At 42.1% G+C, this 21,341-nt stretch carries 15 protein-coding genes and 1 tRNA gene; 8 read left to right on the top strand and 8 right to left on the bottom strand.

Translation table 11 applies throughout. The features are described from left to right. Positions 1–38: 38 nt before the first annotated feature. Positions 39–109 (bottom strand) — tRNA-Gln (locus BST86_RS13280). Between the two features lie 143 nt (positions 110–252). Here BST86_RS13280 and BST86_RS13275 point away from each other — a divergent pair. Further along, positions 253–3,609: a glycosyltransferase family 117 protein gene (locus tag BST86_RS13275; RefSeq protein WP_105983667.1), complete on the top strand. Its 3,357-nt coding sequence runs from the start codon at positions 253–255 to the stop codon at positions 3,607–3,609. After that, positions 3,609–4,226 (top strand): polysaccharide deacetylase family protein, encoded by a 618-nt coding sequence (locus tag BST86_RS13270; RefSeq protein WP_105983666.1) that lies wholly within the window; start codon positions 3,609–3,611, stop codon positions 4,224–4,226. Before BST86_RS13275 ends, BST86_RS13270 begins: the two co-directional genes overlap by 1 nt. Here the strand turns inward: BST86_RS13270 and BST86_RS13265 are convergent. Both BST86_RS13265 and BST86_RS13260 read right to left on the bottom strand, forming a co-directional pair. After that, on the bottom strand, positions 4,223–4,522 hold the full coding sequence (locus tag BST86_RS13265; RefSeq protein WP_105983665.1) for a thioredoxin family protein: 300 nt from the start codon (positions 4,520–4,522) through the stop codon (positions 4,223–4,225). The two genes, BST86_RS13270 and BST86_RS13265, sit on opposite strands and share 4 nt — an antisense overlap. Before the next feature lie 98 nt (positions 4,523–4,620). Continuing rightward, the gene (locus BST86_RS13260; protein ID WP_105983664.1) at positions 4,621–5,847 is read right to left on the bottom strand and encodes a metallophosphoesterase; all 1,227 of its coding nucleotides are present in this window, start codon (positions 5,845–5,847) and stop codon (positions 4,621–4,623) included. A 386-nt stretch (positions 5,848–6,233) separates the two neighbouring features. On the opposite strand from BST86_RS13260, the gene BST86_RS13255 reads away from it, so the two are divergent. From BST86_RS13255 to polA, 4 genes are all read left to right on the top strand, one after another. Further along, positions 6,234–7,610, top strand: a complete 1,377-nt coding sequence (locus tag BST86_RS13255; protein ID WP_105984048.1) for a DUF1800 domain-containing protein — start codon at positions 6,234–6,236, stop codon at positions 7,608–7,610. 11 nt (positions 7,611–7,621) lie between these two features. Further along, positions 7,622–8,779 carry a DUF1501 domain-containing protein gene (locus BST86_RS13250; RefSeq protein ID WP_105983663.1) on the top strand — a complete coding sequence of 386 codons (1,158 nt, stop codon included), beginning with the start codon at positions 7,622–7,624 and terminating at the stop codon, positions 8,777–8,779. Positions 8,780–8,956: 177 nt separating this feature from the next. Further along, positions 8,957–10,222 carry an MFS transporter gene (locus tag BST86_RS13245; RefSeq protein ID WP_105983662.1) on the top strand — a complete coding sequence of 422 codons (1,266 nt, stop codon included), beginning with the start codon at positions 8,957–8,959 and terminating at the stop codon, positions 10,220–10,222. A 222-nt stretch (positions 10,223–10,444) separates the two neighbouring features. Then, on the top strand, positions 10,445–13,279 hold the full coding sequence (gene polA, locus BST86_RS13240; RefSeq protein WP_105983661.1) for a DNA polymerase I: 2,835 nt from the start codon (positions 10,445–10,447) through the stop codon (positions 13,277–13,279). Between the two features lie 116 nt (positions 13,280–13,395). On the opposite strand, the gene BST86_RS13235 is transcribed toward polA, so the two are convergent. From BST86_RS13235 to BST86_RS13220, 4 genes are all read right to left on the bottom strand, one after another. Beyond that, positions 13,396–14,172 (bottom strand): hypothetical protein, encoded by a 777-nt coding sequence (locus BST86_RS13235; RefSeq protein WP_105983660.1) that lies wholly within the window; start codon positions 14,170–14,172, stop codon positions 13,396–13,398. A gap of 393 nt (positions 14,173–14,565) precedes the next feature. After that, complete coding sequence (locus BST86_RS13230; RefSeq protein ID WP_105983659.1) at positions 14,566–15,036, bottom strand: hypothetical protein; 471 nt, start codon at positions 15,034–15,036, stop codon at positions 14,566–14,568. Positions 15,037–15,236: 200 nt separating this feature from the next. Next, a complete protein-coding gene (locus BST86_RS13225) occupies positions 15,237–16,808 on the bottom strand; it encodes a family 16 glycosylhydrolase (RefSeq protein WP_105983658.1) in 1,572 nt (523 codons plus the stop codon). A 192-nt stretch (positions 16,809–17,000) separates the two neighbouring features. Further along, positions 17,001–18,077, bottom strand: coding sequence for an aminotransferase class V-fold PLP-dependent enzyme (locus BST86_RS13220; RefSeq protein ID WP_105983657.1), 1,077 nt, complete (start codon positions 18,075–18,077; stop codon positions 17,001–17,003). A gap of 54 nt (positions 18,078–18,131) precedes the next feature. Here BST86_RS13220 and BST86_RS13215 point away from each other — a divergent pair, with 54 nt between their 5' ends. Beyond that, complete coding sequence (locus tag BST86_RS13215) at positions 18,132–19,040, top strand: dihydrofolate reductase (RefSeq protein WP_105983656.1); 909 nt, start codon at positions 18,132–18,134, stop codon at positions 19,038–19,040. Between the two features lie 120 nt (positions 19,041–19,160). Continuing rightward, the gene (fabD, locus tag BST86_RS13210) at positions 19,161–20,054 is read left to right on the top strand and encodes an ACP S-malonyltransferase (protein ID WP_105983655.1); all 894 of its coding nucleotides are present in this window, start codon (positions 19,161–19,163) and stop codon (positions 20,052–20,054) included. Between the two features lie 77 nt (positions 20,055–20,131). Here the strand turns inward: fabD and BST86_RS13205 are convergent, their stop codons facing one another. Then, on the bottom strand, positions 20,132–21,118 hold the full coding sequence (locus tag BST86_RS13205; protein ID WP_172443352.1) for an SMP-30/gluconolactonase/LRE family protein: 987 nt from the start codon (positions 21,116–21,118) through the stop codon (positions 20,132–20,134). Positions 21,119–21,341: the final 223 nt, after the last annotated feature.

Below are 21,341 nucleotides of genomic sequence, written 5' to 3'. Positions count from 1 at the left end.
AAAAAATCCCGATTCTAAATAGAATCGGGATTTACCAGTTGTCCCACAAGGATTCGAACCTTGAATGACGGTACCAAAAACCGTAGTGTTACCATTACACCATGGGACAATTGCGGCTGCAAATTTAAAACAATTCTTTTTTTATGCAACTACTTTTAAATTTAATCTTGCATAAAATGAAAATAGACTAGCTGCGTTGTTATTACTCGTGTCCTTATAGTTTTACTATTTTAGCAGCTGTTAAAAATTCCCATGAACCTAAGTTACAATCAACTCAACAAAATATTAGGCTGGACGGTCTTCTTGATCGCCCTAACCATATACTGGATCACCCTAGAACCTACAGTAAGCTTCTGGGATGCTGGAGAATACATTACCACCTCAGCAAAATTAGAAGTAGGCCATCCACCTGGTGCACCACTGTACCAAATGATGGTAGCGACCGCAGCCATATTTGCCACAGACGTGACTAACATCGCTTACATGGTCAACTGGATGGCTGGATTTTCCAGCGCTTTGACCATTTTATTTATGTTCTGGTCGATGACATTGTTGCTCAAACGCCATATTTTGAAGGGAAAATTTGATACCACTGTCGTTTTGGGATCGGCATTTGTAGGTTCGATTGCCTTTGCGGTATCCGACAGTTTTTGGTTCAACGCCGTTGAGGCAGAAGTCTATGCACCAGCAGCGCTGATCATGAGCAGCATGTTCTATCTGGGCTTGTTGTGGGAACGCGACATGATGGAGCCGCGCGGTAATCGCTGGTTGATCCTCATGTCTTTTATTATAGGGCTATCGTTTGGAGTTCACTTCTTGGGGATTTTAACCATTCCTGCCATAGGAATGATGTGGTTCTTTAGACACTATAGAAAAGTCACACCACTCAATTTTACCGTGGCATTAATTGCTGTGGTAGCCGTGTTGCTGTTTGTCTTTAAATTGCTGTTGCCTACTACGCTCAGTATCTTCGGTTACCTTGAGGTCTTTTTTGTAAACGACATAGGGTTGCCCTTCAACAGCGGTACTATCATCGCCTTTATCATGATCGTGGCAGCTTTTGTGGGATTGATATCGCTTTCGCGAAAGCGTAACAAACCACTTCTCAACACCATCACTATCTGCGTCATGTTTGTCCTTATAGGTTTCTCTAGCTGGACCATGCTGCCTATAAGAGCCAATGCAGGAACACCTATTAATGAGAACAACCCTAATGATGCGCGTGCGCTGCTCGCCTATTACAACAGGGAACAATATCCATCGCCCGCATTATTTTTTGGAGAAGCCTTTACAGATATGTATGCCGGTCTAGATCCAGATGATCCATATATTGATGAAAAGCCCAAGTATGAGCGCGATTATGAGCAAGGAAAATATGTGATCGTCAACCAGTTTGAAAACGCGCTGCAAAACACGCATGACGATCATAAAGGCTTCTTTCCCAGAATGACAGATGCCAGTCGTGCCAGCAATTATGTAGAGTTTATGGGTGGTCTAGAATATGAAATCAAGCCAGGCTATCAAGGGAACCAAGAGCTCATAAGTGTGCTTGACGATTATGAGCGTCAATTTGATCGTGGGCGCATTAGTGCAGATGAGTATATACAGACCATCGCTTCCCTTTCTGAAGCTGTAGATATCAAGAAACCTAGTTTTGGTCAGAATTTAAGTTACCTATTTAACTACCAGATTAGTTACATGTACCTGCGGTATTTCATGTGGAATTTTACCGGTAGACAGAATGATATTCAGGGAATGGGTGATCGCTTTAATGGTAATTGGTTAAGCGGTATAGACTTCATTGACGAGCTGCATATAGGTTCGCAAGATGAATTGAGCGATGACATGCTTAACAATAAAGGTCGCAACCTCTATTATTTCCTGCCGTTGATCTTGGGTATTTTAGGCGCTGTGTTCCATGCCAAAAAAGATTGGAAGTCTTTTGTAGTGACCATGATGTTATTCCTCTTCACGGGTCTGGCGATCATCGTGTACCTTAACCAGAGCATGTACCAAGTGCGTGAGCGTGATTATGCCTATGTGGGATCCTTCCTAGTTTTTGCCATGTGGATAGGAATGGGCGTTTATGCGATCTATGAAGGCCTGCTGGAGTATACCAAAAGTAAAGTTGTCAAATTTGCCACGATAGCGGTGTGTTTTGCCGCTGTGCCTCTATTGATGGGCTTCCAGAATTGGGATGATCACGATAGGTCTGAAAAATATACGGCACTAGCCAGCGCCAAAAAATATCTGGACAGCTGCCTGCCTAACGCGTTACTGTTTACCATAGGTGACAACGACACATTCCCATTATGGTATGCTCAAGAAGTAGAAGGTTACCGCACAGATGTTCGCATCGTTTGTACCTCACTATTGAGTACTGATTGGTATATGGACGACATGAAGAAAAAGGCCTATGAGAGTGAGCCAGTGCCATCTACCTTGACGCATGACAAATATGTCTACGGTACGCGCGATGCCTTATGGTATACAGAAAAGGAACGCATCCAAGAACGCTTGCGTCAAGCCCAACAAAATCCAAACTATGTATTTCCAGACACCATGGATCTCAAAGACTGGATGGAATGGGTAGCGAGTGATAGCAAAATCACGCAAGAATTGATGCGCAACGATCACTACGAGCATACGTTCCCAACTAAATACATTCGCATTCCAGTAAATAAAGAAGCTGTTTTGAAAAACGGTGTGGTAGCTGCCAAGGATGCTAATAAGATCGTGGATGAGATTATAATCAACATAGAATCCGATCTGGTTTATAAAAACCGCATGTTTATGCTGGACATCATCAATGCTAACAACTGGGAACGACCGGTGTATTTCTCTGGTGGTGCCTTTGGAGATGAAGATTACATCTGGATGAAGGATTATTTGCAACTGGATGGAACCGCCTACCTATTGACGCCTATTTATACGCCGCCGGTAGATCAAAGGGATCCATTTGATATGGGACGCATCAATCCAGATAGAGCCTATAAAATCATCAAAGGATGGGATTGGGGCAACAGCGGTAGTCCAGACATCTATCATGATGTAGAGACCCGTCGCAACAGTGTTGGATATAGAAGTAATGTAACTAGAGCTGCGCAAGCGCTTATTGCAGACAACCAGCTGGAAAAAGCAGAAGAAATTCTTGACCTAGGTATGGAAAAAATGCCATTGGAATATTTTGAGCACTATTCCATGATCGAGCCTTTTGTAAGTAGTTATTATGAAATAGGCACTACCGCAAAGGCTCAGGACCTACTCAACCGTGTGGTCCTTAAATACCAAGATGAGTTGGATTATTATAAAGCCATGCCGCTGGAAGAGCAAAGCCTAATAAGTCGCGAAATCATCACCGCCATAGAGCGCTATCGTGGTTTAGTACGTACGGCGATCGACAATGATGATGACCTAATGATCGAGAAACACCTAGATGCTTTCAATAGTTATGTGAAGTCGTTCCCTAGGGTTTACAATGATAACGAGCAGTTGAGATTGCCTGGTGAGGTTGGAGATGAAGAGCTGATCAAGCTATTGGAGAGCGAAATCGACAATGCAGACGCCGAAAGAACAATTGAACCTGTAGGCGATACCGTTAACGAATAATGTGGTATCCAGATCGCATACCAGACTGGTTAAGCGGTTTGTTTCCCAAATATCACTGGCATGGTGACCGCAACAAATCGCAAGTGTACCTCACCTTTGATGATGGTCCTACACCTATGGTGACGCATTTTGTTCTGGAGCAACTAGAGCGTTTTGGATTTAAGGCCACCTTCTTTTTAATAGGTGATCGCGCCCAGCGTTTTCCCGGCCTAAAAAAGGAAGTCTTGGAGGCTGGACATTCCATTGGGAATCATACCTTCCACCATTTGAACTCATGGAAGGTTTCCAGTGAAATGTATTTGAAGGATATCGCTTTCGCGAAAGCGAACACCAGCAACAGCCTATTCAGACCACCATACGGCCGCATCCATAGAAAAGTTGCCCAACAACTCGTGGCTGATGGTTATAAAATTGTTCTTTGGGACGTACTATCAGGAGACTTTGACACCAGCAGATCTCCTGAAAGTAGTTTGAAAAGCCTTAAAAGACACACTAGAAATGGAAGTGTAGTCGTATTTCACGACAGTGAGAAAGCGTTTCCCATTTTAAAAGAGGTACTTCCAGAATACTTAGAATGGTTACAGGAGCAACAATTTGAGTGCCTACCTATTTCTTAGGACGCGTACTGCTTCAATAAATTGATGAGCGCCTCGCTATCCTGGGCACCGCTTTGTCGCCACTTCATCTCGCCCTGTTTGTAAATGATCAAGGTAGGCAAACCTTTGATGCGCAAGGCATCAGAGAGTTCTGGATTTTTATCTACGTTGATTTTTATGATTCTGGCGTTATCACCTATTGCGGCAGCTACTTCACGCAATACGGGATGCATGCTCGTACTTTCCTCGTTCCAATCTGTAAAGAAATTGAATAGAACAGGAACATGGGAACTGATTAACTCACCAAATTTTGACATAGAAAGCCGTGTTAGTATGGTAAATGTAATGAAATTGAATAATTATGCTGTAAACGTCTTCTTAACGGTATGATTTAAGAACCACACTGACCGCCATATTATGAATCTGTGCCCTTTCTTAATGTGATTACGGTAATCTCTGGCCAGATCCCAGCGCGGCCAGAATATCCCAAAAATCCAAAGCCTCGATTCACGTTCAAGAATCTGTCGTATTCCTTATAAATACCAGCCCATTTCTTGTAGACAAACCATGCCGGGCTCAGCTTGATCCAACCTGGGATCTCAATTCCCATTTGCATACCGTGCGTATGTCCGCTCAATGTCAAGTGAAAGTTAGTTGGATTATCCTTTACCTGTGCATCCCAATGGGTTGGGTCGTGAGACATCAATACTTTAAAATCTTGAGGCTGCAAACCGGCAGAAGCCTTCTTGAGATCACCATATTTAGGAAAACGGCCGCCGCCCCAATTTTGAACACCTACCAGCTTTAAGGAATCCGCACCACGATCGATGGAAACATTTTCATCAAGCAGCAATCGCCAGCCCATGGATTTTTGAATATCAAGAAGTTCTTGGAGGTTGGCTTTCTTTTCTGCTTCAGATTCCCAGGTGGCATAATCTCCATAATCATGATTCCCCAGTATGGAATAGACACCATCTTTGGCACTCAAGGAACCAAATAGTTCTTCCCAGCCATACATTTCTTCTGACACGTTATTGACTAAATCGCCTGTAAATAATATAACGTCAGATTTCTGTTTATTTACCAGGTTCAGTGCATAACCTACTTCTTCCCTATCATCAAAAGACCCTACATGGATGTCACTTATCTGGGTAATCTTATAACCTTCAAATGCATCTGGCAAGTCTTTAAAAGTCAATTCGTACTCACGTACCTGATAATCGTATTTGCCTTTAAAAGCGCCATACAGTATCGCACCAAAAGGCAGCGCCGCCACGCCCAATCCAACCATAGAAATGAATTTGCGCCTGCTGGAAAGAAAAGCATCACTTGTGGAGTCACCTTTGATTTTATGAAACAGACCTTCGGCCAGTCGATACAGGTCTTCTCCTAGCATAAAAATTGTGAAAATCACTTTAGCAAGTAGCAAGGCAAGAAACAAGGTTACTGCAAAATCTCGTGCTCCAGAGACTATGGTACGGTCTGGATGCAGATAAAATTGCAGAATTAAGTTTGCAAACACGCCTATGGATATGGCGAGGTAGACCCATTTCCACCAGTGGCCACGTGACAAGGTTCTGATAAGTTGAAACGAATAAAATTCAAATACAACTACAACTAATAAGGCTACAATCCATCTCATACTGCGAAACTACTAGGAACAAACCCTGCAACTACCTTTTGCTCACTTAAGTTTGTCATAAATCCATTCTAAAAATTAAAAATGCCCGCAGTACTTAGCGAGCTTTTACAACTAAAGAACAAAGATACAGCAAGATGAAAACCATTGTTCGCATGCTGGAACGATTACACGTCTCGTCGGTCATTGTTGCACACTACAAGGCTAGCCGGTAACCACTCGTGCGGTCAAAGATCAAAGTATCTCTAAAGTTTCATTTTTAATAGCCGCTTGTAAATTGTTTCGCTTTCGCGAAAGCGAACTACCTCAACATCAATCTTATAAATGTTAAAGTTGTTGACGTGCCTAGACTTTGAGTAACTTTAATGGTCTTAGTACAAATCACTGATATGAATAAGCAAGCCATATGGTCGCTACGGCTGGGATTCAGCACCGCGCAACAAGATTTGATTAGTGATTTGGGGCTTGCTGGATATCTTGCAAAATCCTTTGCCTATAACGATCCAATGGATATTCCAGAGTTTTTGGAAGGACAGCCCATGGATTTTCAATCGATCAGGTCTCGCCGCAGGGAACTGAACCAATTATCTCCAGAGCAAAAAGCCGAAGCCCGACGGGAACAACGGCAAAACCTGCGCAGTATAAGCCTTGACTGGATACAGCGCATGCAGGATGCCCAATTCCCTTTGCGCGAAAACATGGTGTGTTTCTGGCACAATCATTATGTGGCTACTTACCAGAAAGTCAAGGTAGCTCCATGGATTTTTGAACACTATACAGCACTGTATGAACAAGCCTTCGGCAACTTTAGGGAATTGACCAAAACGATGGTTAAGTCCAACGCAGTGATTTCCTATCTGGACAATGATAAAAACCGAAAGGGCAGCAATAACGAAAATTTGAGTCGTGAACTGTTGGAGCTTTTCACACTAGGCATCGGCAACTATACAGAAATAGATGTAAAAAGTGGTGCCAAAGCTCTGGCTGGACTTACTTATGGTAATCAAACAGGTAACTACCGCAATAGACAGCGAGAAAATGAAGAAATCACCTATTTAGGGCAAACTGGTTTTTTTGATAGCGATGCCATCGTGGATATTATTTTTGAACAAGAAGCCATTCCTTTTCTTATTACAGAAAAGATCCTCAAGTGGTTTGTATACGACAATCCATCTATTGCATTGATTAAGGAATACGGTGATTATTTTAGAGAGCAGGATTTTGAAATCCAACCGCTTCTTGAGAAAATATTCCTATCGGAATACGATAAAAACCCCATCGCTACTAAAGTAAAGGATCCATTACGGTTTGCACTACAAACCATACAGGAGCTTCAAGTTGAGGATCGTATAGAACCCAAACAAATTGTGACATTCCTGCGCGATCAATCCATGGATCTTTATAATCAACCGAATGTTAAGGGTTGGGAAGGCGGCAATTCCTGGATCACCTCTTCCATTTTATTAAGACGCAATCAAGTCGCTCGTATGTTAGCTTCTGGGGAACGCATTTCCAAGCGCAACATGATGAATAGAACTGAAGATCCTGAATTGCCCGATTTACAAATTCCAAAAGAATTGGAAAACAACAAGCAAATCATCGCGTACCTATTGGATCAGACCTTAACCATCACGACACCTACCATACAAGCAGATTTAGAAGAAATATTGAAGTATGACTTCCAACCCCATAAAGAAGGCTCAGAATTAGGGATTTTACGAGCCTATGAATACATCATCACCACACCAGAATATCAGGTGATTTAAAAGGCAACCTCATGAACAGAAGAAATTTTATGACTTTCACCGCTACCGCATCCAGCGGTGCCATGATGCTGCCCAACTTTTTAAAGGCAGCTGCCCATAAATATGCTTCTATGGGTGAGCAATCCTTAGTTTTTCTACAATTGGATGGTGGTAACGACGGGCTCAATACCTATGTGCCATTTGAGGATCCTTTATATCAGGAATATCGTCCTACCATAAAACTATCTGCAGATGATGTGATCAATAAAAACAAAGGAATGGGCTTTCACCAAGCATTGAAAGGCCTTGCGGCGATCCAGCAAGCTGGTGATTTAACAGTTCTTCAAAATGTGGGCTATCCAGAACCGGTGAAATCACATTTCCGTAGTCAGGAGATCTGGCAAACATGCAGTAAATCCAATGAATACCTACGCAATGGATGGTTGGGACGTTATCTGGATGTGCAGTGTGATGACATCATCCCAACCGCTGGTATGAATGTGGATCGCATCGATAATCTCGCTTTAAAAGGATCTGAACCCAACAGCATCACGGTACGAGACGTCAATAGATTCAAGACCAACCTGCAAACTGAAATGGACCTATCTGGTCATCCATCACTAGACTTTGTACGCACAATCGCGGCAGGAACTCAAGATGGAAGCAAGGAAATCCAGAAAGCATTGAAAAAAGCTGGGCAAGAATATGGTTATCCAAAATCAGCTCTTGGCGTACAGCTCAAATGGATTGCCCAACTTATCAAAGGCGAGTTGAATTCTAAGGTCTACTACACATCCTTGGGTGGTTTTGATACGCACAACAATCAATTGGGAACCCATGCGAGAAAACTAACTGAGGTAAACGATGCCGTATTTTCCTTCTATAAGAACTTGAAGAGTGCCGGACTTATGGAGCGCATCACGCTGGTGATTTTCTCAGAGTTTGGTCGTCGCGTCAAGAATAACGGCAGCGGTACGGATCACGGTACTGCCGCACCGGTATTTATCATAGGCGGCAAGAATCGCGGCCGCGTGCTGGGTAAGAATCCTGATCTCGCCAACCTATCTGATGGTGATCTCATTCATGACATTGATTTTAGAAGCGTTTATGCCTCTCTATTGAAAAATAAGCTAGACTTTGATCCGTCACTCATCGGGATTAACAATAGCGTTTACTCAGGAATTTTCTAAATATCATTCCATTTTTTCCTGCCTAAAAAGTAACAATGAACATGCTCGTGGGCAATTACTTTTTTGTTTCTAGAAACAACATCGATATCGGGATGTAACTCTCGACCACAGTAGATGTAGCACAAACACTTATTTCTTTGTAATTGATTTAATTTCGCATTCAAAAAAAATTCCACCTTGGCCAAAAACGATCCTTACGCAGCACTGCGATATAGAGAATTCAACATTTTCCTGCTCATGCGTTTTTTGCTGGTCTTTGGGTGGTCCATGCAATTTATCGTCATAGAATGGGAAGTGTATTCGTTGACTAAAGATCCGTTGTCGCTTGCCATCATAGGTTTGATGGAGTTTATTCCAGCATTTGGGATGGCACTTTTTGCCGGTCATATCGTGGATCAACGAGAAAAACGGAATTTACTGGCTCTCATCATTGGAGCATTTTCATTGATCAGTTTGGGTTTGTTTTTATTGACCTGGCCAGCATTTATTGATGGCTGGGAAACCAACACTATTTTATATTCTGTGTATGCGTTGGTGTTTTTTGGTGGCTTTTTAAGATCCTTTTTCGGTCCTATTTTGTTCTCGTTAATCGCGCTTATCGTTCCCAAAAAAGTCTACCCCAATGCAGCGACTTGGAGTAGCTCCTCGTGGCAAATCGCCTCAGTAGTAGGACTGGCCTTTTCAGGCTTTGCGATAAGCTGGTTTGGTGTGCACTGGTCGCTACTCATTGTATTTAGCCTCGTGATGCTGGCGTTATTAGCTGTCATGTTTATAGGCAAGAAACCCATCCTCAATACCAAAATCAACGAACCCATCAAACAAAGCCTTAAAGAAGGTTTGACCTTTGTATTTAAAACCAAATCCATCTTAGGCGCGCTCACACTAGACATGGTATCGGTACTTTTTGGTGGTGCCGTGATCCTACTGCCCATTTTTGCACAGGATATTCTTAAAGTAGGAAGTGAAGGTTTTGGCGTCCTGCGAGCGGCACCATCGGTTGGAGCGATATTGACGATGATTGCTACCGCTTACATTCCCATCAGTAAAAATGCAGGTAAGAAATTACTGGTAGCCATCTTTGGGTTTGGGCTTTGTATCATCGCATTTGGACTGTCCTCCATTTTTTGGGTGTCTCTGGTCGCGCTCTTTTTTAGCGGAGTCACTGATGGGGTTTCCATGGTCATACGCCAGACCATCCTGCAACTCAAAACACCAGATCACATGCGCGGTCGGGTCGCCAGCGTGAATTCCATGTTTGTGGGATCTTCCAACGAGTTGGGTGCTTTTGAAAGTGGCGTCACCGCGAAGCTTATGGGTACGGTGACCGCTGTTGTCTTTGGTGGTACTATGACGCTCATCACGGTGATTACTACAGCCGTGGTATCGCCTACTTTTAGAAATCTGGACTTGACCAAAGACTTTGAGGACAACGATAAGGATTGAATTATAAATCTGACTTTTAATTAGTTCGCTTTCCTGCCTGCCGGCAGGCAGGCGCGAAAGCGAGATAAAATTTATTTTCTCTTATTCGAGCTGCGTCGAGCGACTGTCGCTCGATACTGTTTGACAGACCTCAAGTTATTTTTTCCAGCCCAAGTTCGAGTTCAATTTCAAGTTCATTCTCGCAAGAGAATTTTATCTTAGCATTCCTAAAATCCACACACTTTGACAAACGACGGAACTGACGATAAAAGACTGTTTTTACTTGATGCCTATGCCCTAATTTTTAGAGGCTATTACGCACTCATCAAAAACCCAAGAATCAATTCACAGGGCATGGATACCAGTGCCATCATGGGTTTTACCAACTCTTTATTTGACGTCATACGCCGTGAGAAACCAGAATATCTTGCCGTTGCTTTTGATAAGGAAGGAAGCGCAGAACGTACCGAATTGTACGAGGATTATAAGGCGAATCGCGATGAAACTCCAGAAGCCATACGACTAGCCATTCCGTACATACAGCGCATACTCAAAGCCATGCACATTCCTATCGTCGTAGAAGCTGGTATCGAGGCAGATGATTTGATTGGGACACTTTCAAAACAAGCGGAAAAAGAAGGGTTTACCGTCTATATGGTCACGCCAGATAAGGATTATGCACAATTGGTTTCTGAAAAGATTTTTATGTACAAGCCAGCCCGCATGGGTAATGGCATTGAAATATGGGGCATTCCAGAGGTTCAAAAGCGATTTGAAGTAGAGCGACCAGAACAAGTGATTGATTATCTAGGAATGATGGGTGATTCCAGTGATAATATTCCAGGATTGCCTGGTGTAGGTGATAAAACGGCCAAAAAGTACATCAAAGAGTACGGCAGTATGGAAGCCTTGCTGGAAAATGCAGAGAATATCAAAGGCAAACTGGGCGAGAAAATAAGAGAGAATGCGGAATTGGGGCGTCTTTCCAAACAACTCGCTACCATTAAATTAGATTGTCCCGTCACCTTTAGTGCCGACAAATACACTCTGGACGATCCAGATGTGGAAGCCGTTCACGAGATTTTTGACGAGTTGGAATTTCGTAGGGCTAAGGAGACGCTAGCTAAGATTTTTTCTAAAGAAATCCTTGAATCTGCAGATTCAAATTCCAATTCAAGTTCAGATTCATCAGCAGGAGCTGGTCAGTTTTCCTTGTTTGATACGCCTGGTTCTGGAACCAAAGCCGAAGCCCAAGCCACTGGCAGACAAACGCTAGCTACTACAGACCACCTATACCAAGTCGTACAGGAAGGAATGGGAACCAAGTTGTTCCTTCAAACCCTCATGAAGCAAACCAGCGTCTGTTTTGATACAGAGACTACCAGTCTGGATCCACTAGCTGCAGAACTTGTTGGGATCGCCTTTTGCTGGGAAAAAGGAAAAGGATACTACCTGCCTATTCCTCAAGATCGCGAGCAGGCTCAAGCCGTGGTGGATCAACTCAAGCCATTTTTTGAATCGGCAGAAATTGAGAAGATTGGACAGAATTTAAAGTATGACATCAAGGTGCTGGATAAGTACCAGGTAGATGTTAAAGGACCCATTTTTGACACCATGCTTGCGCATTATCTCATCAATCCAGACATGCGCCACAACATGGATATTTTGGCAGAAACCTATCTCAACTACACGCCTCAATCCATCGTGGAGCTGATCGGTAAAAAAGGCAAGAACCAAAAATCCATGCGTGATGTGGACGTGGAAAAAGTCAAGGAATATGCGGTAGAGGATGCAGATATCACCTTCCAACTCAAGCAACATTTTACGCCAGAGCTCAAAGCCGCAGGCACCGATAAACTCTTTGCAGACATCGAGATCCCGTTGTTGAGAGTGCTTGCTGACATGGAAATTGAAGGAATCAATCTGGACGAGGATTATTTGAGTTCGCTTTCGCGAAAGCTAACAGAAGATATCGCTGCGCTGGAAAAAAACATCTATAAGGAAGCTGGCGAAGAGTTCAACATAGGCTCGCCGAAGCAGTTGGGAGAAATCCTTTTTGGGAAGTTGAAGCTGGTGGACAAGCCTAAAAAGACTAAGACCGGTCAATATTCCACCGCTGAAGATGTGTTGAGTTACCTTGCCAAAGACCACCAGATCATCGCAGATGTCCTGGAATATCGCGGTCTGGCAAAGTTGCAAAGCACCTATGTGGATGCCTTGCCTAATCAGGTGAATCCAGACACGCAACGCATCCATACCAATTACATGCAAACCGTGGCGGCAACCGGTAGATTGAGCTCGACAGATCCCAACCTGCAAAATATTCCTATCAGAACTGAACGTGGTCGACAGGTGCGCAAGGCCTTTGTCCCACGTGATGAAAATTACACGCTTCTCGCAGCCGATTACTCGCAAATTGAATTGCGCATTATCGCAGCGTTGAGTGAAGAAGAAAACATGATGGCTGCGTTCCAGAGTGGTGAAGATATTCACGCCTCTACGGCAGCTAAAGTTTTTGACGTCGCTCTGGAAGACGTGACTAGAGAACAACGCAGCAATGCCAAAACCGTGAATTTTGGAATCATCTATGGAGTTTCGGCATTTGGGTTGAGCAATCAAACCGACCTGGACCGCAGTGAAGCCAAAGAACTGATCGACACCTACTATAAAACCTATCCCAAGCTGCGCGCCTATATGGATGATCAGGTCGCCTTTGCGAGAGAGAACGGTTATGTGGAAACGGTGCTAGGCAGACGTCGCTATTTAAAAGACATCAATAGTTCTAACGCGGTCGTGCGAGGCGCTGCCGAGCGTAATGCCGTGAACGCACCTATACAAGGTAGTGCGGCAGACATCATCAAGATTGCGATGATCAATATTCATAAGAAACTTGAGGAGCTCAACTGCAAATCAAAAATGTTGTTGCAGGTACATGATGAATTGGTCTTTGACATTCACAATGATGAATTGGAAGACATGAAAAAACTGATTCAGGAAGAAATGCAAAACGCCTATAAAATGAGCGTACCGCTAGATGTAGAAGTTGGAGTTGGTGAGAATTGGTTAGAGGCGCATTAAATCTTGCCTAGGCGGAGATCTCTCTATTGGCTAGAGAAATGCGGAGTAGTTCAAAAAATCAAAAAAACCAGAAGCAGCTGCCTCTGAGTTTTATTATCATGAGTGATAATTAATATTTAATATTTGTAGGCTTTAAAAAGTACCACTAAATCTTCTCCAGAGATAAAACTTCGAACATTCAATGAGAATCCATTGACGTCAAAACTGGTCAGTTCAGCTTCCGTTACTCCTGCCTCTGTAATAGAACCATTTGTTGTACCTATAGGTAAACCGTTATTATTGACATAATAAGCCGCAATACAACGATCAGATGCAGAATAAGCCCCAATATTATTAATACTACTTCCATTATGTCCTTCTGCAATCGCTTGCTGTTGAATATTCCCTCCAACCAATGTTGCATAACCCGTTGAGTAACCAGCTGCCATTCTTAAGTCGTTAGAATTATTATTTCCAGATCGATATTTTACATTATAGGCAGAAACTTTATTATAGGCTGTAAATTCTATAGATTTCGGTCTAAAAGGAATTCCTGTGATCGTTTTTGAACCAGCTGCATCTATTATCATCTTACCAAAATAGACCTGTTGTTCGTTGTCAGCTAGCAATTGATTCCATTGACCGTTTTGCCAGTAATAAAAGCCCGCAGGCTGCAACGCTCCTAATCCTGTATTCCACACCATGGTGCCATCTACTAGAGATCCACCATTGGGATTAGTTACTGGAGCTGCGCTCGTCCTATTGGTTAATGTGATTCTAGGCAACAATACACCGGCATCTGTAGAGGCGACATCAAGAAAAGCTTCTGGAGTGATTGTATTAAGTCCTACCTGAGCCTTTACGACAATCAAGCTGAAACAAACTAATACAGCAATAAAAAATCTTTTATTCATTTTTACAAAACTTGTGAACAGCATAGATAAATCTTTTAATCGATAAAAAGCATTATTTTTCTGCTTAATGTACAAGATGAGAAAACATTTTTGCTTTAATGTTTTGATTTTACGTGGTTTATAAAATTTATTATCATTTGATAATTTAATAGATAAACTGCAAAATACTACGCTGTTGAAAGATGTAGTCGATAGAAAAGCAACAACTTACATCCTCAATTAGCAGGTGTCGAGAATTGATCGAATTTGTGTCAGACGTTTTATTACTATCTCGATCATTAATTTAAAAGTTGAAATGAAGCGATTAAGCAATAGATCACTAGCCAAATACTTGCCTATAAAAAAAGCCCAGAAACATTAGTTTCTGGGCTTCCTTATTAAAAATGGTTTTTCTTAATAAGTCACTGATGTGGTATCTACATTGATATACACCTCATCATCCTGTGATGCGTTCATCACATAGAACCCTAGATCTGTAATCATTTGGGTTTGACCTTGATGGTTAGTGAATACAATACCATCTGCAATGGTTTCAAACTCCATATCTGCATCATACTCGCTATTGTATGTCAAGGTGATTTTCTTATCATAAACACCATCGACATCTTTATCGATCCAAACGGTTTTGATGATTTTAGTAGGTGAACCATCTAGGTCCAATTCTTGATTGGTATCGTTAGCGTCTTCTTTTTTGAACTGTAGGTTTTTAATCTCTTCGGTAATTACTTTATATTCAAAGACTTTTTTGCCGTCCTGCATCACTTCTTTAGTGACGGTTTCAGTAGACTTGTCTTTAATCTGTTGACCGGTAGCGATAAATGAGGCACATAAAGCCACAAACACTGTTACAAGTATATTTTTCATAATCTTTCTGTTTAGTTACGCTAAAATTATAGATAAGCTGGATATAGCAATTAAGCTTTAACCACGTTTAACCTTGATTCACAGTATTTAACAGAACAAATCTTTAAAGAAAAACAGTTCGATTAAATTGATATTGGTCTTAAAATTTCACTATCGCGCCTGCCTGTCGGCAGACAGGAAAGCGAATCACTAAAGATATTTTACTTCACCATCAATCTCTTTGTGCTAGTTGCAGTTCCTGAAAATAATTTTACCAGATACATTCCACTAGACAGACTGCTGACTGAGAAGCTATTGTTTGACGTTTGCAATGTTTGAATTTTAGAGCCTAGTATAGAATAAATTTCTATGGTCTCAATAGGATTGACTGACTGGATGCTCACCAGGTCTGTGGCTGGATTAGGGAACAATTGTATTTTATTTAATTCTTCATCACCTATGCTGGCAGTGCCTTGTTGATAGACTCGCACATAATCGATTACCATAGGGCTTTCTGTAAAGTTAGGGTCGATGTTGCCGGCGATGCCTCCCATTGCAACATTCAGTAAAATGTATTGATCCTTTGTAAATGGATATGTGCTATCATCCTTGACTGTTGGACTGTAGGTGTAATAAGGAACATCGTCAATCAAAAAGGTGATTTGGTTAGGTGACCAATTCATGGAGTACACGTAAAAATTGTCTGCTACATTTTCTAAAATACGTTTCTTCACATTGACCGTATTTCCAAAACTACTAGGTGTGTGTAGCGCACTTGAAACTTCGTTAGGTGCCGCAAGACCGTGTTCCATAATGTCTATTTCTCCAGGAGCAGGCCAGTTCACCGTACCAAATTCATCATCCCAAAATCCACCATCTTCATTGATGTTTTTGCCTAATGTCCAGATTGCTGGCCAGGTACCATCACCTAAAGGCAGTTTTGCTCTCACGTCAACACGGCCGTAAGTAAAAGCAAATTTTGAATTCAATCTGGCAGATGTGTACTGTTTCGTTTCTCCTTGATCTGTAAAAGTCTCCCGTTTAGCATTGATGTACAAAAACCCATCTTCCATATAGGAATTATCAATGCGGTCCGTATAATGCTGTTGCTCACCATTAAACCAGCTACCACCAGCAGGCAATTGAGTTTGATGAAACCAATTCTCTGGATCGATAGGTTGCTTTGCTCCGGCAGTGGTTTCAAATTCATCACTCCACACTAACTGATCATAAACGATATCAATCATATTCTGACCTGTTGGGGTAGAACCGTCATCGATATCATCAATGAAGAAGGTTCCTGCCTTATTTTCATTAGGTTCCAAGAAAATGGTGAGTCGGTCATAAGAACCATTGGCATTTATTACCGTGTTGGTACCGCTTACTACTGCATTCCCAAAATCAAAGCTTAGATCTACCCAGCGATTTGCCGCTCCTGCTGGGATCCCTTTAGGGACTTCAATATCGTTATCTGTTCCGCGTTCTAATTTTAGAAGGATGCTGTGCGCTTGTGCATCTGTCACATAAACTCTTAGATTGATGATTTTATCTTCGTCAGTATCGATAGGACGATCTAAATCTATAAAGAAACCCTCGAAAGCCTGGTTCCCTGAATTTTGAAACCTGCCTACAGGATTTGAATTATTTTGAGGATCGTTTGCTTGCGAAAATACAGCTCCAGAAAAACCAGTGAAGACGTCTTCATCTTCTGAAAAATCAACCGGCATTTGCTGCGCCTGAGCAGATGAAAAAGCTAGTAAGACCGCAAAGAGAAAACTTCTATAAACAAACATGGAGTACAATTTTATCAAACTTAGAGCTTAGGCTAGCCATTTTCAAAGAAACCGACTATACATGACCACAACACCCTTTAAAGTTTAAGATATGATATTACAGTCGTAATAAAAGCGCTTTCTTTAAGATCCATCTTGACAAATGGTTGACTCAAATCAATCTCCATTTTTAAGGTGACGTCTGCATTAACCTTAATGGCTGTCGATCACATCCAGCAAACGATGCAGGTCATCCATCGAGTTGTAATAGGAAAAGCTCACGCGCAAGCCATCGCCACGCTGTGATACGATGATGTTTTGATCACTTAGACGTTCCATCAAGACCTCATCACCGCTAATATTAAAAATAGAAGAATGACGATCGCGTGCCGTTACTTCAGGCTTTAAAAGGTTACGTTGTGTAAAGGCATCCATCGCGGCATCAGTAAGGATTTTTATTTGCTTTTCAATGTGCTGCATACCGTATTCATCGCAAAACTCAACAGCTTTTTGCAAACCACCGAAGGCCATCATGTCCTGATGTCCAGGCTCAAAATGCCCCATAAAACTGCCGCGGTCGTTCTTGAAATCCTGCACGCTATTGAATCCGGTAAATTTTGGTTTGATCCGTTCCACCACATCTTCTTTGAAGGTGATAAAAGCATTACCGTCGCCAGCGTCGAGCCATTTATAACAGGATGCGGCGAGTATGTCTATTCCGCTTTCGCGAAAGCGAAATTCTTCCACACCTATATACTGGGTTCCATCTGCGATGATGATCAAGTCCGGAAATTGGACTTTTAGATCCTTCAAAAACTTCAAGCTTATCCTAATACCAGAAATATATTGGACTATGGACAATGCCAAGAAATCTGGCTGGTGTTGCTCACAGGCTTGCCATATATTTTCTTCTAAAGAGGCATTGAGGTCTGCATAACAGCATTGAAATTTACGAGCCTCTACCGGCCAGTTGACGGATGGGTAATCACCTTTGACCAGTAAAAACTTCTTTGTGGCTGGAATACCTTCCAGCAATGCATTGAACGCGAGTGAAAAATTAGATACTAGAGCCGTGAGATGGTAATGTGAATCAAGATAGCTGGAAAGACTGTTGCGCACTTCGTTCATAAATGGTGTGCGCCGCTCAGCAAAATAAGCTGGATGATGAAGTAGCTCATGATTTAGGGAAGCCTTATAATCTACCACCACGGTACTAATCAATCCATGAGCTGCGGTGTTGAGATAGGTGTAATCCTGGAGCGCAGGATAGTGCGTTCTTAAATTATACATAGGTTAAGAAAGTGAATGGCGTGTAACACGTAAATTTGATATAAATGTAATCCAATGTTAGGTAGTAAGAAAAGAGAACGTAAGGCAATCGATCCCGATCAAAAGGAGATGATTGAGAATGCGAGATTGCGCATCAAGCAAAAACGTAGATTATTCACGCATTTTGTGGTTTTCCTAATAGGATCAGTAGGTTTGATCATTGCGAGCCAGTTGTTAATCCAGGAAGAAATACCGCAGTTTCTAGGTATTGACTGGTGGATCTGGGTTATCATGGTCTGGTTCCTACTTCTTGCCTATCACGCCTTTAATGTATTCATCACTAAGAGAATTCTAGGTCCCGAATGGGAAAAGCGACAGTACGAGAGACTGGTTCAAAAGCAAGTGGACAAGATCCAAAAGCTCCAATCCAAAGTGGACAAAAATCATCCATTGCCTGAGGTGAAACTGGATAATCCCATGGCTCCACTTCCCAATAGCAAAACAATCACCATGATCGCGGCCGCTGGAGAAAATAATGAGCTAGGTAAAAATGGCGAGATCGTCTGGCATTTACCAGATGATTTCAAGAGGTTTAAAGCTTTGACCACAGGTCACCATATCATCATGGGTCGCAAAACCTTTGACAGCTTTGACAAGCCATTACCTAATCGTACTCATATCGTGATTACACGTGATAAAAATTATACCAGTGATCATGCCATCATCGTTCACGATATGGACACGGCACTAGCTGCTGTAGGTAATGATGCTAGTCCATTTATTATAGGTGGCGGCGAGATCTACTCGCTAGGTATGTCATATGCCAACAAAATCGAACTGACCAGAGTACATGGAACCTTTGATGCTGATGCCTACTTCCCACGCATCGACAAGTCCAAATGGAAACTGGTAAACAGTACTTCTCACGGCACTGATGAGCGCCACAAGTACTCTTTTGATTATGAGACTTGGGAGCTTCGTTAGTTCTTAGGTTGTTTGCATTACAACATTCAGGATTTAGTTGTTTTAGACGAGTATTCCTAGAACGGATAGCTAAAGCCAAACTCCAAATAATCCCTTAAATTTGAATTAAGAAAGTAATATATGAAAGCATACGTATTTCCTGGTCAAGGAGCCCAGTTTACGGGAATGGGAAAAGACTTATATGACCACTTTGAGGTGGCTCGAGATCTATTTCATAAAGCCAATGAGATTTTAGGCTTTGATATTTCTAAAATCATGTTTGAAGGCACTGCAGAAGAGCTCAAAGAAACCAAGGTGACACAACCTGCGGTTTTTTTACATTCGGTTATTCTAGCTAAAGTAATGGGTGATGATTTTGCTCCAGATATGGTCGCAGGTCACAGTCTAGGCGAATTAAGTGCTTTGACTGCCGTTGGCGCATTGAGTTTTGAAGATGGATTACGCATTGTTAGCGAACGCGCTCTTGCCATGCAAGATGCCTGTGAGATGCAGGCCAGTACCATGGCTGCCATATTAGGTTTGCAGGACGACATTATTGAACGTGTCTGTAGTGATACTCGTGGTGTTGTGGTTGCGGCCAATTATAATTGTCCAGGCCAGTTGGTGATTTCTGGAGAAATTCCTGCCGTTGAGGCGGCTTGCGAAAAACTCAAGGAAAAAGGCGCCAAGAGAACTTTGGTCTTACCTGTTGGTGGTGCTTTTCATTCTCCATTAATGGAACCAGCCAGAGAACGCCTTGCCAAAGCTATTGACGCAACAGAATTTGAGAAGCCTAAATGTCCCGTCTATCAGAATGTGACGAATCTAGCTACCACAGCTACAGACGATATAGTGACTAATTTGATCTACCAGCTTACAGCTCCCGTAAAATGGACGCAGTCTATTCAAGAAATGATCAAAGATGGTGCTACTGAATTTATCGAGGTTGGCCCAGGTAAGGCTTTACAAGGTATGATTGGAAAAATAGATCGCAACATTCCAGTGAGTCAAGCTTCAATTGCTGATAGGATTTAGTCTCATCTTAAAACCTACAACATCAAGCCATCTTGAAAAACCTACCGTTTTTCAGATGGCTTTGTTTTTTTACTGTATTAGTTGCTTTTGCCGAAAACAGCACTTTTTACTCCTTGTACACCAGGTTTCACCACAAAAACAGAACCTGCCAGAGGATATTTTTCAATCTCTTCATCTGTCATATCTTGGGTTGCGGTTGTGATGTAAAGCTCGTCCAGATTCTCGCCGCCAAAAGCGCAAGAAGTCACATTATGTGCAGGAACTTCAATTTTAGATAAAAGTTCGCCGCTTTTAGGGTCATAGTGGGCAACGATACCGCCGTTCCATAGTCCAATCCAGAGCTGGTCATTTTCATCAATCGCCATACCGTCTGGATTTCCCAATTCTTCCGGAACTTCAACAACGACACGCTCGTTACTTATGGTACTGGTAGCGACATCATAATCAAAAGCTCGCACGTTATTGAGCTTGGTGTCTATAGAATACATGGTCGATTTATCCTTTGCCCATACAATACCATTGGATATACCTATACCAGTAAGCATTACTGTTGCATTTCCTTCACCATCGATTTTATAGAGCTTACCCATTCTAGCTTCTTGATCCCATGGCATGGATCCTACCCAGAAATTCCCATTGGGATCTACTTTGCCGTCATTAAATCGACCCGGAACTTCAGTATCCGTGGTGTCTGAAAACAACTCAACAGCTCCAGTAGTTAAATCAATAGAAAAAATTCCCTCTACCAAAGCGACCATCACTTTCTCATCATTTACGGAAACTACCGTTCCTACAACCGATCCTGTATCATAGGTTTTGTCTGTATGGGTTACTGGATCAAAAACATGGAGTTCCTTTCCAAAAATATCGATCCAATAAAGCCTCTGCGTTGCGGCATCCCATAAGGCACCTTCACCTAGTTGGGCCTTATATTCATAGGCTAACTCGGCTTGATAGGTTTTTACCTCGTTTTCTGATTGTGGGATTTCTAGTTGCTTTTCAGGCTGATTTTCATTTTTGCAAGAGAAAAATAATACGGGTAAGATGAATAATAGGCACCTCATGTATTTGGATTGTTTTGAACGGCAAAATATACTGCGCCATTCCATGAAAATGACCTCAGCGTCTGAATTATTTCGCATTCTCGTCTGCAGATAGGCAGGCGCGAAAGTGAAAAAATAAAAAGCGACCTCGATTGAGGTCGCTTTTTAAACATATTTTATAGTAAAACCATATTTCGACATTTCGACACGCTCGGTGCGATGCTGTCGCTCTTTATTGGTTCAA

Source organism: Nonlabens agnitus, assembly GCF_002994045.1.
Taxonomy (GTDB): domain Bacteria; phylum Bacteroidota; class Bacteroidia; order Flavobacteriales; family Flavobacteriaceae; genus Nonlabens; species Nonlabens agnitus.
This window is presented reverse-complemented; position numbering and strand designations above follow the sequence as displayed.